This is a genomic window from Streptomyces sp. CoH27 (assembly GCF_020181035.1).
Lineage (GTDB): Bacteria > Actinomycetota > Actinomycetes > Streptomycetales > Streptomycetaceae > Streptomyces > Streptomyces camelliae.
The window spans coordinates 87,071-99,693 of record NZ_JAIQYY010000009.1; the positions used below are offsets into that span (position 1 = coordinate 87,071).

Annotated in this window: 15 protein-coding genes; 8 read left to right on the forward strand and 7 right to left on the reverse strand. The window is 72.3% G+C overall.

Annotated features, from left to right (window positions below):
• Positions 1–13 precede the first annotated feature (13 nt).
• The gene (locus LE548_RS16245; RefSeq protein ID WP_225097560.1) at positions 14–982 is read left to right on the forward strand and encodes a GlxA family transcriptional regulator; all 969 of its coding nucleotides are present in this window, start codon (positions 14–16) and stop codon (positions 980–982) included.
• 12 nt (positions 983–994) lie between these two features.
• Here LE548_RS16245 and LE548_RS16250 read toward each other — a convergent pair whose 3' ends face one another.
• Both LE548_RS16250 and LE548_RS16255 read right to left on the reverse strand, forming a co-directional pair.
• Positions 995–2,620 (reverse strand): amidohydrolase, encoded by a 1,626-nt coding sequence (locus LE548_RS16250; RefSeq protein ID WP_225097561.1) that lies wholly within the window; start codon positions 2,618–2,620, stop codon positions 995–997.
• A gap of 33 nt (positions 2,621–2,653) precedes the next feature.
• On the reverse strand, positions 2,654–4,156 hold the full coding sequence (locus LE548_RS16255) for an APC family permease (RefSeq protein WP_225097562.1): 1,503 nt from the start codon (positions 4,154–4,156) through the stop codon (positions 2,654–2,656).
• Between the two features lie 123 nt (positions 4,157–4,279).
• Between LE548_RS16255 and LE548_RS16260 the strand changes: the two genes are divergently transcribed.
• On the forward strand, positions 4,280–4,999 hold the full coding sequence (locus LE548_RS16260) for a TetR/AcrR family transcriptional regulator (protein ID WP_225097563.1): 720 nt from the start codon (positions 4,280–4,282) through the stop codon (positions 4,997–4,999).
• Between the two features lie 44 nt (positions 5,000–5,043).
• Complete coding sequence (locus LE548_RS16265) at positions 5,044–5,508, forward strand: pyridoxamine 5'-phosphate oxidase family protein (RefSeq protein ID WP_225097564.1); 465 nt, start codon at positions 5,044–5,046, stop codon at positions 5,506–5,508.
• Positions 5,509–5,611: 103 nt separating this feature from the next.
• On the opposite strand, the gene LE548_RS16270 is transcribed toward LE548_RS16265, so the two are convergent.
• Entirely contained in the window at positions 5,612–5,917 is a 306-nt protein-coding gene (locus LE548_RS16270; RefSeq protein ID WP_225097565.1) for a DUF4235 domain-containing protein, read from the reverse strand.
• 208 nt (positions 5,918–6,125) lie between these two features.
• Positions 6,126–6,575, reverse strand: a complete 450-nt coding sequence (locus LE548_RS16275) for a nitroreductase family deazaflavin-dependent oxidoreductase (RefSeq protein WP_225097566.1) — start codon at positions 6,573–6,575, stop codon at positions 6,126–6,128.
• A 192-nt stretch (positions 6,576–6,767) separates the two neighbouring features.
• Between LE548_RS16275 and LE548_RS16280 the strand changes: the two genes are divergently transcribed.
• The 3 genes from LE548_RS16280 to LE548_RS16290 all read left to right on the forward strand — a co-directional run bounded on the left by LE548_RS16280 (position 6,768) and on the right by LE548_RS16290 (position 8,868).
• Positions 6,768–7,220: a nuclear transport factor 2 family protein gene (locus tag LE548_RS16280; protein ID WP_225097567.1), complete on the forward strand. Its 453-nt coding sequence runs from the start codon at positions 6,768–6,770 to the stop codon at positions 7,218–7,220.
• Between the two features lie 199 nt (positions 7,221–7,419).
• On the forward strand, positions 7,420–8,649 hold the full coding sequence (locus LE548_RS16285) for a cytochrome P450 (protein WP_225097568.1): 1,230 nt from the start codon (positions 7,420–7,422) through the stop codon (positions 8,647–8,649).
• A gap of 18 nt (positions 8,650–8,667) precedes the next feature.
• A complete protein-coding gene (locus LE548_RS16290; protein ID WP_225097775.1) occupies positions 8,668–8,868 on the forward strand; it encodes a ferredoxin in 201 nt (66 codons plus the stop codon).
• On the opposite strand, the gene LE548_RS16295 is transcribed toward LE548_RS16290, so the two are convergent.
• On the reverse strand, positions 8,843–9,433 hold the full coding sequence (locus LE548_RS16295) for a TetR/AcrR family transcriptional regulator (protein ID WP_225097776.1): 591 nt from the start codon (positions 9,431–9,433) through the stop codon (positions 8,843–8,845). The genes LE548_RS16290 and LE548_RS16295 overlap by 26 nt on opposite strands.
• A gap of 113 nt (positions 9,434–9,546) precedes the next feature.
• Here LE548_RS16295 and LE548_RS16300 point away from each other — a divergent pair, with 113 nt between their 5' ends.
• Both LE548_RS16300 and LE548_RS16305 read left to right on the forward strand, forming a co-directional pair.
• Positions 9,547–10,005, forward strand: a complete 459-nt coding sequence (locus tag LE548_RS16300) for a nuclear transport factor 2 family protein (RefSeq protein WP_225097569.1) — start codon at positions 9,547–9,549, stop codon at positions 10,003–10,005.
• A gap of 9 nt (positions 10,006–10,014) precedes the next feature.
• Complete coding sequence (locus tag LE548_RS16305; RefSeq protein WP_225097570.1) at positions 10,015–10,548, forward strand: flavoprotein; 534 nt, start codon at positions 10,015–10,017, stop codon at positions 10,546–10,548.
• Here the strand turns inward: LE548_RS16305 and LE548_RS16310 are convergent.
• On the reverse strand, positions 10,545–11,390 hold the full coding sequence (locus LE548_RS16310) for a hypothetical protein (protein ID WP_225097571.1): 846 nt from the start codon (positions 11,388–11,390) through the stop codon (positions 10,545–10,547). The genes LE548_RS16305 and LE548_RS16310 overlap by 4 nt on opposite strands.
• Positions 11,391–11,630: 240 nt before the next feature.
• Positions 11,631–12,500 (reverse strand): endo alpha-1,4 polygalactosaminidase, encoded by an 870-nt coding sequence (locus tag LE548_RS16315; protein ID WP_225097572.1) that lies wholly within the window; start codon positions 12,498–12,500, stop codon positions 11,631–11,633.
• Between the last annotated feature and the right edge of the window lie 123 nt (positions 12,501–12,623).

A 12,623-nucleotide genomic window follows, 5' to 3' on the forward strand; every position in this document is an offset into this window, starting at 1 on the left:
ATAAGATCCTGCCATGCCTGATCTGCTCCCGCGCACCCGCCGCCCCGAGCGGGTCGTCGTCCTCGCCCTGGACGGCGTCTACCCCTTCGAACTGGGCATCCCCAGCCGGATCCTCGGCGCCGCCGACGGCCGCTACGAGGTGCTCACCTGCTCGGTCGACGGCCTGCCGGTGCGCAGCAGCGCCGACTTCACCATCGGCGTCGAGCACGGCCCGGAGATCCTGGACACGGCGGACACGGTGGTCGTCACCTCGATGCCGCCGGCGTACATCCCCGACGAACTGACCGACGAGGTCGCCGCGGCGCTCGCCCGCATCCGCCCGGACGCCCGGATCGTCTCCATCTGCACGGCCGCGTTCGTCCTCGCCCAGGCCGGCCTGCTCGACGGCCGCAAGGCCACCACCCACTGGCACTGTGCCGAGCCGTTCCGGCGCCGCTTCCCGCAGGTGGACCTCGACCCGGACGTCCTCTTCGTCGCCGACGGCCGCATGCTCACCTCGGCCGGAGCCGCCGCCGGCGTCGACGTCTGCCTGCACATCGTGCGCACCGACCACGGCAGCGAGCTGGCCAACTTCGTCGCCCGCTGCTGTGTCGTCCCGCCGTTCCGGGACGGCGGCCAGGCGCAGTACATCGAGCAGCCCGTCCCGGAGAGCGGCGCGGCGAGCACGGCCGGGACCCGGCTGTGGGCCCTGGAGCGCCTGGACGAGCCGCTCACCCTGGCCGACCTCGCCGGCCACGCCCGGATGAGCCTGCGCACCTTCGCCCGCCGCTTCAGCGACGAGGTCGGCCTCAGCCCCGGCCGCTGGCTGATCCAGCAGCGCGTCGCCCGGGCCCGGCATCTGCTGGAGTCCAGCGACCTTCCGGTGGACCGGATCGCCGCCGAGGTCGGCTTCGCCACCGGCGCCTCGCTGCGCCAGCATCTGCACGCGGCCATCGGGGTGTCCCCGCAGGCCTACCGAAGGACGTTCCAGCAGGCCCGCTGAGCCGCCCCGAGGTCACCCGGCCGCGTACACCCGCTCCCCGCCCACATAGGTGAGCGCCACGCCCGTCTGCGTGATCTCCTCCGGCGGACCGGCGAACGGATCCCGGTCCAGCACCACCAGGTCGGCCAGCGCCCCGACGGCCACCCGGCCGGTGTCGTCCAGATGGTTCACGTACGCCGATCCGGCCGTGTACGCCGTCAGCGCGTCCGCGAGGCCGAGCCGTTCCCCGGGCAGGAACACCGGTCCACCGCCGCCCGGTTCCACCCGGTTGACCGCGACATGGATGCCCTGGAGCGGATCGGGGCTGCTCACCGGCCAGTCGCTGCCCGCCGCGAGCCGCGCCCCGGATCGCAGCAGTGCCCCGAAGGGGTACTGCCAGGAAGCCCGTTCGGCCCCGAGGAAGGGGATCGTCAGCTCGTCCATCTGCGGTTCGTGGGCGGCCCACAGCGGCTGGATGTTGGCGGTCGCGCCGAGCCGTGCGAACCGGGGCACGTCGTCCGGGTGCACGACCTGGAGGTGCGCGAGATGCGGCCGGGTGTCACTCGGCCCGTTCGCGGCGCGCGCCGCCTCCACGGCGTCCAGTGCGTCGCGTACGGCCCGGTCGCCGAGGGCGTGGAAGTGGCACTGGAAGCCGAGTGCGTCCAGCTCCGTGACGTACTTCGGCAGTAGGCCCGGGTCGATGAAGCTCTTGCCGCGGTTGGCGGTGGCGCAGCCGCACGTGTCCAGATAGGGGTCGAGGAGGGCGGCCGTACCGTTCTCGGCGACCCCGTCCAGCATCAGCTTCACCGTGCCCGCCCGGAACCGGCCGTGGCTGAACTCCCGCCGCTTCTCCGCGAGTTCGGGGATCTGCTCGGCGCCGCGCTCCCGGTCCCACCACAGCGCGCCCACCACCCGCGCGGTGAGCGTCCCTTCCCGGGCGGCCGTGCGGTACGCCTCGGCCGGGTCGTCCATGCCGAGGAAGTCCCCGACCAGCGCGTCCTGCCAGGCGGTGATGCCGAGCGCGTGCAGATGCCGCTGGGCGTGCAGCAGCGCCGCCAGCCGGTCGGTCGCGGTCGCGGGCGGGGCCAGCCGGCCGACCAGCTGCATCGCGCCCTCCTGGAGAGTGCCGCTCGGCTCCCCGGAGGCGTGCCGCTCGATCCGCCCGTCGGCCGGGTCGGGTGTGTCCCGGCCGATGCCCGCCAGCTCAAGCGCCCGGCTGTTCACCCAGGCGCCGTGATGGTCCCGGTTGGGCAGATACACCGGCCGGTCCGGTACGGCAGCGTCCAGCAGCTCCTTGGTCGGCGTACCGCCCGCGAATGCCTCCATCGACCAGCCGCCGCCGAGGATCCACGCACGGTCCGGATGGGCGTCGGCGTAGGCGCGTACGGCGGCCACGGACTCCTCTGCCGTCCGCGCGCCCGTCAGATCGCACTGGCTCAACTCCAGCCCGGCCGGCACAGGATGGACGTGCGCGTCCTGGAAGCCGGGCAGCAGCAGCCGCCCGGCGAGGTCCACCACCTCGGTGCGGGGCCCGGCGAGTTCGCGCACCTCGTCGTGCCCGACGGCGGTGATCCGGTCACCGGTGACGGCCACGGCACTCGCCGTACGGCCCTCGGGGGTGAGGACGGGGCCGCCGGTGAAGAGGAGATCAGCGTGCATGATGCCTTTCCTGAAGTGGTCTGTGTCGACAGTTCAGTTGGAGCTCGGGAGCAGCTCGGGGGCGTCGGCGTCGGTGCCGTGCCCGGTGCGGAAGTACGGCGATCTGCGCCCCCACTTCGCCCACGCGGCCACGACGAACCCGGAGGCGATCATCGCGACCGGCATGAGCAGCAGGAACCAGCCGTTGTCCGCGCGGAGTTCCAGATGGTCGGCGGATCGGTAGAAGGACCACCCCAGATACCCGCCGAGCCCCAGCAGCGCCAGAGCGCTCAGCGCGGGCAGCACCACCGCCCTCAGTCCTTCGCGCAGGCCCTCGCGCAGCGCGGCCCGGAAGCGTACGGCGGCGGCGAGCGCGGTCAGCGCGTACGACAGCGAGACGACGATCCCGACCGCGTTCACCGTGGCGTTGATCATGTCGGCGAGACGCGGGATCACCAGCGCGAGCAACGCCACCACCGCGGACACCGCCCCGATCAGCAGCGTCCCGGCCGCCGGAGTCCCGTACCGGGAGCTGACCTTGGACCACACCGGCCCGAGAGTGCGGTCCCGGCTCATCGCGAACATCCCGCGGGCCGTCGGGATGACCCCCGCCTGGAGCGAGGCCACCGCCGAGAACATCAGCGCCACCAACGGCAGCGCGGCCAGCGGCTGCTGGGCCAGCCGGTCCCCGAAGTACGCCAGGCCCTCGGCGCCGTGCCCGGCCAACTCCGGCCCGGACAACACCCGTTGGAAGGCGACCGAGCCGAGCAGGAACAGCCCGAGCATGGTCACCAGGGTGATCGTCCCGGCCCGAGAGGCGTCGCGCGGCTCGCGCACCTCCTCGTTGACGGTGAACGCGGCCTCGAAACCCCAGTAGCAGAACACCGACAGCAGCAGCCCCTGCGCCAGGGCGGACGCCGAGGGGATCGCGAAGGGGTCGAACCAGGAGAGCCGGAACGGGTGCGGGCCCACGGCGATGCCGTAGCCGCAGAAGCCCAGCAGGACGGCGTACTCGAACAGCAGCAGCCCGGTCTGCAGCCGGGCCGCCGTACGCACCCCGGTCACGGCGGTCAGGGTGACCGCGGCCAGCACGACGATGCCGAGCGCCGTCGTCTGCGCCGTGGAGCCCGGGTCGAGCGCGAGCGAGCCGATCCGGTGCACCCCCGCCTCCCCGGCCAGCTGCAGCAGGGCGGAACCGGTGACCGCGGTGGTGTAGGCGAGGAAGGCCACGCTCGCCACGCAGTTGACCCAGCCGACCAGGAAACCGAGCCAGGGGCTGAGTGAACGGCCCACCCACACATAGCCGTTGCCCGCGTTCGGCTCCACCCGGTTGAGCCGGGAGTAGGCCCCGGCGATGCCGAGGATCGGCAGGAACGCCAGCAGCATGATCGCCGGCAGATGCAGGCCGACGACCCCGGCCGTCACGCCGAGGCCGATGCCGATGCTCGTGGTCGCGGCCGTACTGGACGCGGCCACGGCGACACCGTCCAGCACGCTCAGGGACTTGCGCAGCTCGGGCTGCGCGGGGGGATCCACACCGAAGGGGGTCTGGTTCATCGCCGGGCTCTCCGCTCGCACCGGGGGGCCTGGTCGGCCCCGGTGACCGGAGATGAAACCGCCCGTGCACTTCACAGGTCAACGGTGTTGTCATAAGGTGCCGGGCAATCCGAGGGAGGCCCCATGAGCGAACGCGTCGTACCGGCCGCCGGCCGGCAGCGCCGACGCCCCACCAAACAGGGCGTCGTCCTGTCCGAGGAGCTGATCGTCGCCACCGCGCTGCGGCTGATCGAGGAACACGGCGCCGACGCCCTGTCCGTGCGCCGCCTCGGCCGGGCCCTGGGCGCCGATCCCAGCTCCCTGTACCGGTACTTCCGGCACACCGACGATCTGATGCTGGCCATCGCCGACGAACTGATCGGCCACACCATGCGCACCTGGCGGCCCACCGGCGACTGGCAGGCCGACCTGCGTGATCTGGGCCTGCGGATGCACGCCGGCGCCCTCGCGCACCCCCGGGCGGCGGTGCTCAGCGCCCACCGGGTCACCGGCCGGGCGCACGAGATCCAGGCCGTGGAGGGCATCCTCGGGGTGCTGCGGCAGGCCGGGTTCCCGGATCCGGAGGCGGCGCGGCTGTACCACGCGTTCGTCGACCAGGCCCTCGCCTTCGGCGCGCTGGACTCCGCGGGCACCGCCCTGCCCCGGGCCGCGCGCGAGGCCGAGGCGGAGGTGTGGCGCACCACCTACGGCCGCCTGCCCGCCGCCACCCACCCGCACATCGCGGCCACGTCCCGCCACCTCGTCGCCACCATGCGGGCCAGTTCCTACCCGGCCGCCCTCGACCTGCTCCTGACGGCGGCACGGACACGCCTTGATCAATACCGTGCGCAAGGGGCGGGCTGACGGTCACACTGGCGGGGATGGCTATCCCGAGGAGGCCGTACGCCATGACCCCACCGCCCGCCCGCACCCTGGCAGAGCGCAAGAAAGACACCCTCCACCGGCTGGAGAACGACGACGACGTCTGGGTCGCCACGGCCGCCCCCGACGGCGGCGCTCCCTTTCTCGTACCGCTGTCCTTCGTGTGGGACGGCGCCACCCTGCTGATCGCCACCCCGGCCGAGAGCCCCACCGGCCGCAACCTCGCGGCCACCGGCCGCGCCCGCCTGGGCCTCGGCCCGACCCGGGACGTCGTCATGATCGACGCCACGGTCCAGGTGGTCACCCCGGAAGACCTCCCCGAGGAGGACGCCGAGGTCTTCGCAGGCAAGACCGGCTTCGACCCCCGCCGACTGGCCACCCGTTACCTGTACTTCAAGGTCCTCCCACAGCGCGTCCAGGCCTGGCGCGAGGCGAACGAGCTGAGGGGCCGGGAGCTGATGAGAGAGGGGAAGTGGCTCAGCGCCCCGTAGGGGCGCGGGGCTGTATCGACATGCGGCGCCGCCGCGTGGGCGAGATCGGCCACGACGGCGCCGCAGCCGCATAGGGCCGATACCCCTATGGCGAGCCGGCGGCTCAACCCCGCCCATCCTCCTCCGAGGCCACAGGCCAAACCCCGGTGGACCGCGCAATAGCCTTCGCTCCCGCACGATCCACCGCACTGCGCACCACGGCGAAGATCGCCCCCTGCACCGCCGCGGCCAGCAGGATCTCGCCCCAGCCGCGGTCCGGGTCCAGCGCGTCCGGCGTGTCCTCCTCGTGCCGGAGTGCCTTCCAGGTCTGCCGGAAGGCGAGCCCGGCCACCGCGCCGCTCACCCAGCCGAGCACGAAACCGATCGGCTGGTAGACGAAGGGGAGCTTCTTCTTCTTTTTCTTGGCCATGAGTGACTTCTTCCGCGCCGGACCACCCTCCTAGCGGGCCGCCCTTCGGGGGCCACCCGTTCGCCGGGACGCCCGCGGACGAGGGCACAAAGGGGCCCCGCCGCGACGGGGGAACGCGGCGGGGCCTGTGGCACGAATGCCCGCGCCGAGAAGGGTTCACACCTGCCCGGCGCAGATTTATCTGAATTCCGCCGCTGCCCGGCGCGATTCAGCTCCCGTCGAAGGGCTCCAGCACGAACACCGGGATCTCCCGCGAGGTCTTCTTCTGGTAGTCGGCGTACGGCGGGTACGCGGCCACGGCCCGCTCCCACCACACCGCCTTCTCCTCGCCGGTGACCTCACGGGCCCGCATGTCCTGCTTGGCCGGCCCGTCCTGGAGCTCGACATGCGGATCGGAGGCGATGTTGAAGTACCACACCGGGTGCTTGGGCGCGCCGCCCTGCGAGGCGACCACCGCGTACGTCCCGTCGTGCTCCACCCGCATCAGCGGTGTCTTGCGGATCTTCCCGCTCTTCGCGCCCCGCGTCGTCAGGACGATCACCGGCAGCCCGGTGTCCATGAGCGTCGTCCCCTTCGTCCCGCCGGAGCTCTCGTACAACTCGACCTGCTCGCGCACCCACTGCGTCGGGCTGGGCTCGTACTCACCCTCAAGAGGCATGGGATCCGTCCCCTTCATCGGTCCAACGGCTGTCTGCCACCGGATCCAACACCGGTGGCCGCACGGATCATCCGCACCGCGGATCCCTTCCCCCGAACGGCCGTTACCTCACAGGTAATCGACCCCTGCCGCCGGCCGGCGGCACAGTGGTCCCCGTCCCACCGCCCAGGCCGCCCCGCGAGGAGAACACCCATGTCCGCCACCCTCACGACCCGCACCGTCGTACAGGAACTGCTCAGCCGGATCGGCGCCGGCGACGCGCAGCGGATCGCCGAGCTGTACGCGGACGGCTGCGACTGGCGGCTGGACTGGCCGGAGGAGGAGCACGGCCGCGCCGACACCCCGTGGATCCGGCACCGCTCCACCCGTGCCGACGCCGCAGGCCACTTCCGGGAACTGGCCGCCCACCATGTGCCGGAGAAGGCGGACACGAGCGTCGAGCGGATCCTCGTCGAGGGTGAGGACGCGGTGGTCCTCGGTGTCATCCGGCAGACGGCGGCACCCACCGGCCGCGCGTACACGGCCCGGTTCGCCCTGCACCTCACCATCCGGGACGGCCTCGTCGTACGGCACCACGTGTACGAGGACAGCCTCGCCGTGGCCCGCGCCTTCGCGCCGGACGCAAGCCGTACCCTGGAGTCATGACCGGCCAACCGGGCGGACCTCCGTCGGCCGGTGCACGGCTTCAGGCCGCCGGATCCGGCCGGTTCCCCTCCCTCGCACCCCCTTCTTCGGCCAGATCCCGCGGATCACCGAAGTGGCCGAACTTGGCGTGGACCCATAGGTGCCTCGGGCATCTAATGAAGATCGGTACCACGCACTTCTTCGTCTGCGAGGTCTTTCCATGACGGAACTGACGGACATGACCACCCCGGGGACTCCGGCCGAACCCGTCGTCTTCCCGCAGGACCGCACCTGCCCCTACCACCCGCCCACCGGATACGGGTCACTGCGCGACGGGCGAGCCCTGTCCCGCGTCACCCTCTACGACGGCCGCGAGGTCTGGGCGGTCACCGGACACGCCGCCGCCCGGGCCCTGCTCTCCGACCCCCGGCTGTCCTCCGACCGCCGCCACCCCGACTTTCCCGTGCCCACCGAGCGCTTCCAGGGCGTCCGGGACCGCCGGGTGGCCCTGCTCGGGCTGGACGACCCCGAACACAACCGGCAGCGGCGGATGATGATCCCGGAGTTCACCGTCCGGCGCGCCACCGAGCTGCGGCCCTGGATCCAGCGGGTCGTGGACGAGCTGCTGGACCGGATGACCGCCCAGGGACCGCCGGCCGAACTGGTCTCCGCCTTCGCGCTGCCCGTGCCGTCGACGGTGATCTGCGGTCTGCTCGGCGTGCCGTACGCCGACCACGAGTTCTTCGAGGAGCAGTCCCGCACCCTGCTGCGCGGCCCGACGGCGGCCGACAGCGTGGCCGCCCGTGAGCGCCTGGAGGAGTACCTCGGCGGGCTGATCGACGAGAAGACCAGGGCGACCGAGCCCGGCGGCGGCATCCTCGACGAACTCGTCCGCCATCAGCTGCGCGACGGCGCCCTGGACCGTGCCGAAGTCGTGTCGCTGGCCCTGATCCTGCTGGTCGCGGGTCACGAGACCACCGCCAACATGATCTCCCTGGGCACCTTCACCCTGCTCCAGCACCCCGACCGGCTGGCCGAGCTGCGCGCCGACCCGGCCCTGCTGCCCGCCGCCGTGGAGGAGCTGATGCGGATGCTCTCCATCGCGGAGGGGCTGATGCGGGTGGCGCTGGAGGACATCGAGATCGCCGGCGCCACGATCCGGGCGGGGGAGGGCGTGGTCTTCTCGACCTCGGTCATCAACCGGGACCCGGGGCAGTACACGGACCCCGACACCCTGGACTTCCACCGCTCCGCCCGCCACCACGTGGCGTTCGGCTTCGGCATCCACCAGTGTCTGGGCCAGAACCTGGCCCGCGCGGAGCTGGAGATCGCCCTCGGCAGTCTGCTGTCCCGGCTGCCCGGCCTGCGCCTCGCCGTCCCGGCCGAGGAGATCCCGATCAAACGCGGCGACACGATCCAGGGGATGCTGGAACTCCCCGTGACCTGGTAAGAGGCTCAGCTCATGAACATCAGGATCGACATCGACACGGACGTCTGCATCGGTGCGGGGCAGTGCGCGCTGACCGCCCCGAAGGTCTTCACCCAGGACGACGACGGCTTCAGCACCGTGCTCCCCGGCCGAGAGGACGGCGCGGGGGACCCGATGGTCAGGGAGGCGGCGCGCGCCTGCCCGGTCGGCGCGATCAGGGTGTCGGAGCCGGCCGGCTGACCCCCTCCGGGCGGCCGGCGGCCGCCACCAGTGCCCGCGCCGCCGCACGGGCCTCAGCCGCCGGCCGGGTGCCACCGGTGATGCCCGCCGTGACCATGGCTCCCTCGGCCAGCAGGAACAGGGGGCCGGTGAGTGCGGCGGGCAGTGCGGCGGCGTCGACCAGTGAGGCCAGGTAGCTGCGGAACGCCTCCTTGTGTGCGCGCACCTGCTCCGTCACCGGGGCGGAGGTGGCGCCCAGTTCGCCGTAGGCGTTGATCCAGGCGCAGCCGCGGAAGCCGTCCTCGGCGAACCACTCCTCCAGCCAGTCGAACACGGCCGGGATCCGCTCGCGAGGGTCCCGCTGCCGTGCGACGTGCTCGGCCAGCCGCCGCCGCCAGCGCTTGTCCCGCCGGGCCAGATACTCCGCGACGAACTGCTCCTTGGTGGGGAACAGCTGGTAGAGCCGCTTGAGCGAGAGCCCGGAGGCGCCGCGGAGTTCGTCCATGCCCACCGCCTGGATGCCGCGGGCGTAGAACAGCCGCTCCGCGGCGTCGAGCGCCTTGTCCCGGGCGGCCTCGGTGTCCATCGGCGGCATCGGCACTCCTTGACGATCCTTGACGTGAGAACGGGCGTTCTCCTACGGTAGCAGCCACACGGAGAACGCTCGTTCTCCGGTGTGTCCGAGCCAAGGAGGAGACCATGGCCGACCGCCCGCCCCTGCCGCCGTTCACCCGCGAGACCGCCGTGCAGAAGGTCCAGGCCGCCGAGGACGCCTGGAACACCCGCGACCCGCACAAGGTGGCGCTCGCCTATTCCGAGGACTCCGTCTGGCGCAACCGCGGCACGTTCGTCACCGGACGCGCCGAGATCGTCGCGTTCCTCACCGCCAAGTGGCAGCGCGAGCTGGACTACGCCCTGCGCAAGGACCTGTGGGCCTTCGACGGCAACCGCATCGCCGTCCGCTTCCGGTACGAGTCCCACGACGCCGACGGCCAGTGGTGGCGTTCGTACGGCAACGAGCTGTGGGAGTTCGACGAGCGCGGCCTGATGACCCGCCGCGAGGCCAGCATCAACGACGTCGCCATCGAGGAGCACGAGCGCCGGATCTTCGGCCCCCGCCCCGAGGCCGAACGAGGGGCGACCTTCCCGCTTCAGTAGGGTTCCCGGATGACCGAACAGGCCGAGAAACCCTTCCTCTACGTCGTCGTCTGCGCGGCCGGCATCGCCTCCGGCGTCGGCGGGCTGATCACGGCCGCGCAGGCACGGAACTGGGCGGTCGGTGTCATCGCGACACCGGTCGCCGCGGGCGGCTTCTTCGACACCGAGGCGGTGGTGGCGCAGACCGGCCGTCCCGTCCGCTCGGCCTGGCGCACCCCCGCCGACCCGCGCCCGTTCCCGCCGCCGGATGCCGTCGCGGTGGCCCCCGCCACCTTCAACACCGTCAACAAATGGGCGGCCGGCATCGCCGACACGCTCGCCCTCGGCACCCTGTGCGAGGCCGCCGGCCTCGGCATACCCGTGGCGGCTCTGCCCTGTGTGGCCGGCGCCCTGGCCGCCCACCCCGCCTACCGGGACAGTGTGGCCCGGCTGCGCGGGATGGGCGTCCGCTTCGGCGAGCCGTACAACGGCGAAGCCCGGCCGGATGGCAGCCGGCCGGACTTCGGGTGGGAGCGGGCCCTGGACCTGATCGAGCCGCTCTAGCGGCAGGTCAGCTTCGGCCCCTCCAGCATGGCCCCGGTGTACATGCTCTGGCCCTGCGGCACCCAGTAGCCGAGCTTCGAGACCACCGTGGAGCACTTCGCGCCGACGGTGACCCGGACCGTGATCTGCTCCGGGTGGCCGGGCTGGAGCTCGGTCACGGTGCAGTCCAGCGAGTGCGCCAGCCGGGTCTTCGACGGGTAGCGGCCCACCAGCGGGTTCACACAGCGGCGGTCGGCGCTGCGGACCTGCACGCCGGTGCCCTCCTCACCGATCATGCCCAGCCGCGCGTTGCCGTCGCCCTGGTCGCTGTTCCGGTGGATCGTGTACGTCACCGTCGTCGTGGCGTTGCGGCGCAGTACCGCCTTGTCGACGGTGACGACGTGCGTGGCCTTCGCCGCCGGAGCGGTCAGCGACAGCGTGGCCCGCACCGTGCCCTTCAGGTCGACTCCGGCGGGCACCGACCTCACCCGCACGGTGGCGGAGAGGTCGTACGCGCCCGGCCCGGCGTACAGCCGCGAGCCGGGCAGCGATCCGGTGCCCAGCGACTTGCCGGCCCGGCGCACCTCCCACATGCCCTCGGTACGGCAGGCGTACCGGACCTTGGTGTCGGCGCCCTGACAGGCGGCCGGTGCCGTGATGTTCAGCCGCGGGGAGCCGGTGTCCGCACACAGGCTGACCTGAGCCTGCTCGCCGTGCGGGCCGTGCAGAGTGCCCGCGGCCGCGCACAGCGTGCCCGGCGTCTCGGGCGCGGCCGCGGAGTGTCCCCAGGCGGGGGTGACGAGGGCCAGCGGCAGCAGCGTTGCCCCGGCCAGGGCTCTGAGCGTGGTGGAACGTTTCGGCACCAAGTTTCCTCCAAGACGGCCATGACCGACCGAACGCCGGTCGTCTGCCGCCGAGAATGAGCCGACAGTACGACGATCCATCGTGTCCCACGCCGGTCGGTCACCTGACGGCAGCAACGACAGCGCCCCGTCAGGGGCGCGGGGCCGTATCGATATGCGGCTTTGCCGCGTGGGCCCGAGAAACCACGATGCCGCCGCACACGCGCGACGGCATTTCGTGGCACCCCGGATGGCGCAGCGCTACCTCGTCTTTCGGACGTATTCAGAGCTGCCCGGCTTGGACACATCCCGGTCTCGCCGCACGATGCTGATCCGCCGGCCCCAGCGGTCGAGCGCCTTGCGCAGACCGCCGTCGGTGTACTCGATGTCCACGACCCGGTCGTCGAACGCCTTCGCGTACACCTCGCACTCGTCGTACTGCCCGCACTCCTCCGTCACCGCGAAGTCCAGCCCGGCCCGCCCCCGCTCACCGGCCAGGTCGGCGGTGTTCTTCTGCCCGATGGCCAGGTGCCGGGCGTGGGCGTGCCGGGACAGCAGGGACATGAAGGCGGTCGCGTCGGACGCGGTGAGCAGGTGGTGGGAGCGGGTGTAGCTGTCGTAGTTGTCCGGCTCGACGGCGTCGTAGCCCTTCTGCGCGCACCCGTCGATCCACTGGTTCACCCGCTCGGCGACCCGGGTGCGCTTGGCCGGGGTGCCGATGTCGAGCAGTGCTTCGTTCCAGTCCTCGTCGATGACGACCTGGCCGTGCGCGTCGCGCAGCAGCAGGTCGGCCGGCCACGAGCCACGCTCCTGGGGCTGGGCCTGGAAGGCGTTGACGTAGCAGATGTTGTACAGGCCCGGCGCGGGGGAGTCGGAGCGGTCGCGGCTGACGATCCGCACGTCCTTCGGCGGGGGATAGGCCCCGCCGATCTGGTAGTCGAACCCGGCGTGACGCGGCGGCAGCCGTACGGCTGCCGGCGGTGCCGAGCTGCTCGTGTCCTTGTCGGCGGAGCCGCCGGAGCCCCCCTCGCCGCAGCCCGCCAGGGCCGACACGGTGACGATCAGGGCTGCTGCCAGGGCGCCCGCGGTCCTCCGGGAACCCGCGGCGCGAAGAACACCCGTGGGGGGCAAGTCCGCTCCATCCTGCCCACGCCGGGCGGCGCGGCGCGTGTCAGGATCAAATCGCCCGCGCGTTCTCATAGTCAAGTCGGCGCCCTGTCCCGTCGTACGCTCGGTCACGTCCATCGTTTTCCG

Coding starts and splice junctions, on each gene's coding strand:
- LE548_RS16275 (WP_225097566.1), bottom strand. CDS start 6,575: ATGCCTCTTGAGGGTGAGTACGAGCCCAGCCCGACGCAGTGGGTGCGC.
- LE548_RS16260 (WP_225097563.1), top strand. CDS start 4,280: ATGAGCGAACGCGTCGTACCGGCCGCCGGCCGGCAGCGCCGACGCCCC.
- LE548_RS16300 (WP_225097569.1), top strand. CDS start 9,547: ATGGCCGACCGCCCGCCCCTGCCGCCGTTCACCCGCGAGACCGCCGTG.
- LE548_RS16270 (WP_225097565.1), bottom strand. CDS start 5,917: ATGGCCAAGAAAAAGAAGAAGAAGCTCCCCTTCGTCTACCAGCCGATC.
- LE548_RS16280 (WP_225097567.1), top strand. CDS start 6,768: ATGTCCGCCACCCTCACGACCCGCACCGTCGTACAGGAACTGCTCAGC.
- LE548_RS16255 (WP_225097562.1), bottom strand. CDS start 4,156: ATGAACCAGACCCCCTTCGGTGTGGATCCCCCCGCGCAGCCCGAGCTG.
- LE548_RS16265 (WP_225097564.1), top strand. CDS start 5,044: ATGACCCCACCGCCCGCCCGCACCCTGGCAGAGCGCAAGAAAGACACC.
- LE548_RS16285 (WP_225097568.1), top strand. CDS start 7,420: ATGACGGAACTGACGGACATGACCACCCCGGGGACTCCGGCCGAACCC.
- LE548_RS16295 (WP_225097776.1), bottom strand. CDS start 9,433: ATGGACACCGAGGCCGCCCGGGACAAGGCGCTCGACGCCGCGGAGCGG.
- LE548_RS16305 (WP_225097570.1), top strand. CDS start 10,015: ATGACCGAACAGGCCGAGAAACCCTTCCTCTACGTCGTCGTCTGCGCG.
- LE548_RS16250 (WP_225097561.1), bottom strand. CDS start 2,620: ATGCACGCTGATCTCCTCTTCACCGGCGGCCCCGTCCTCACCCCCGAG.
- LE548_RS16245 (WP_225097560.1), top strand. CDS start 14: ATGCCTGATCTGCTCCCGCGCACCCGCCGCCCCGAGCGGGTCGTCGTC.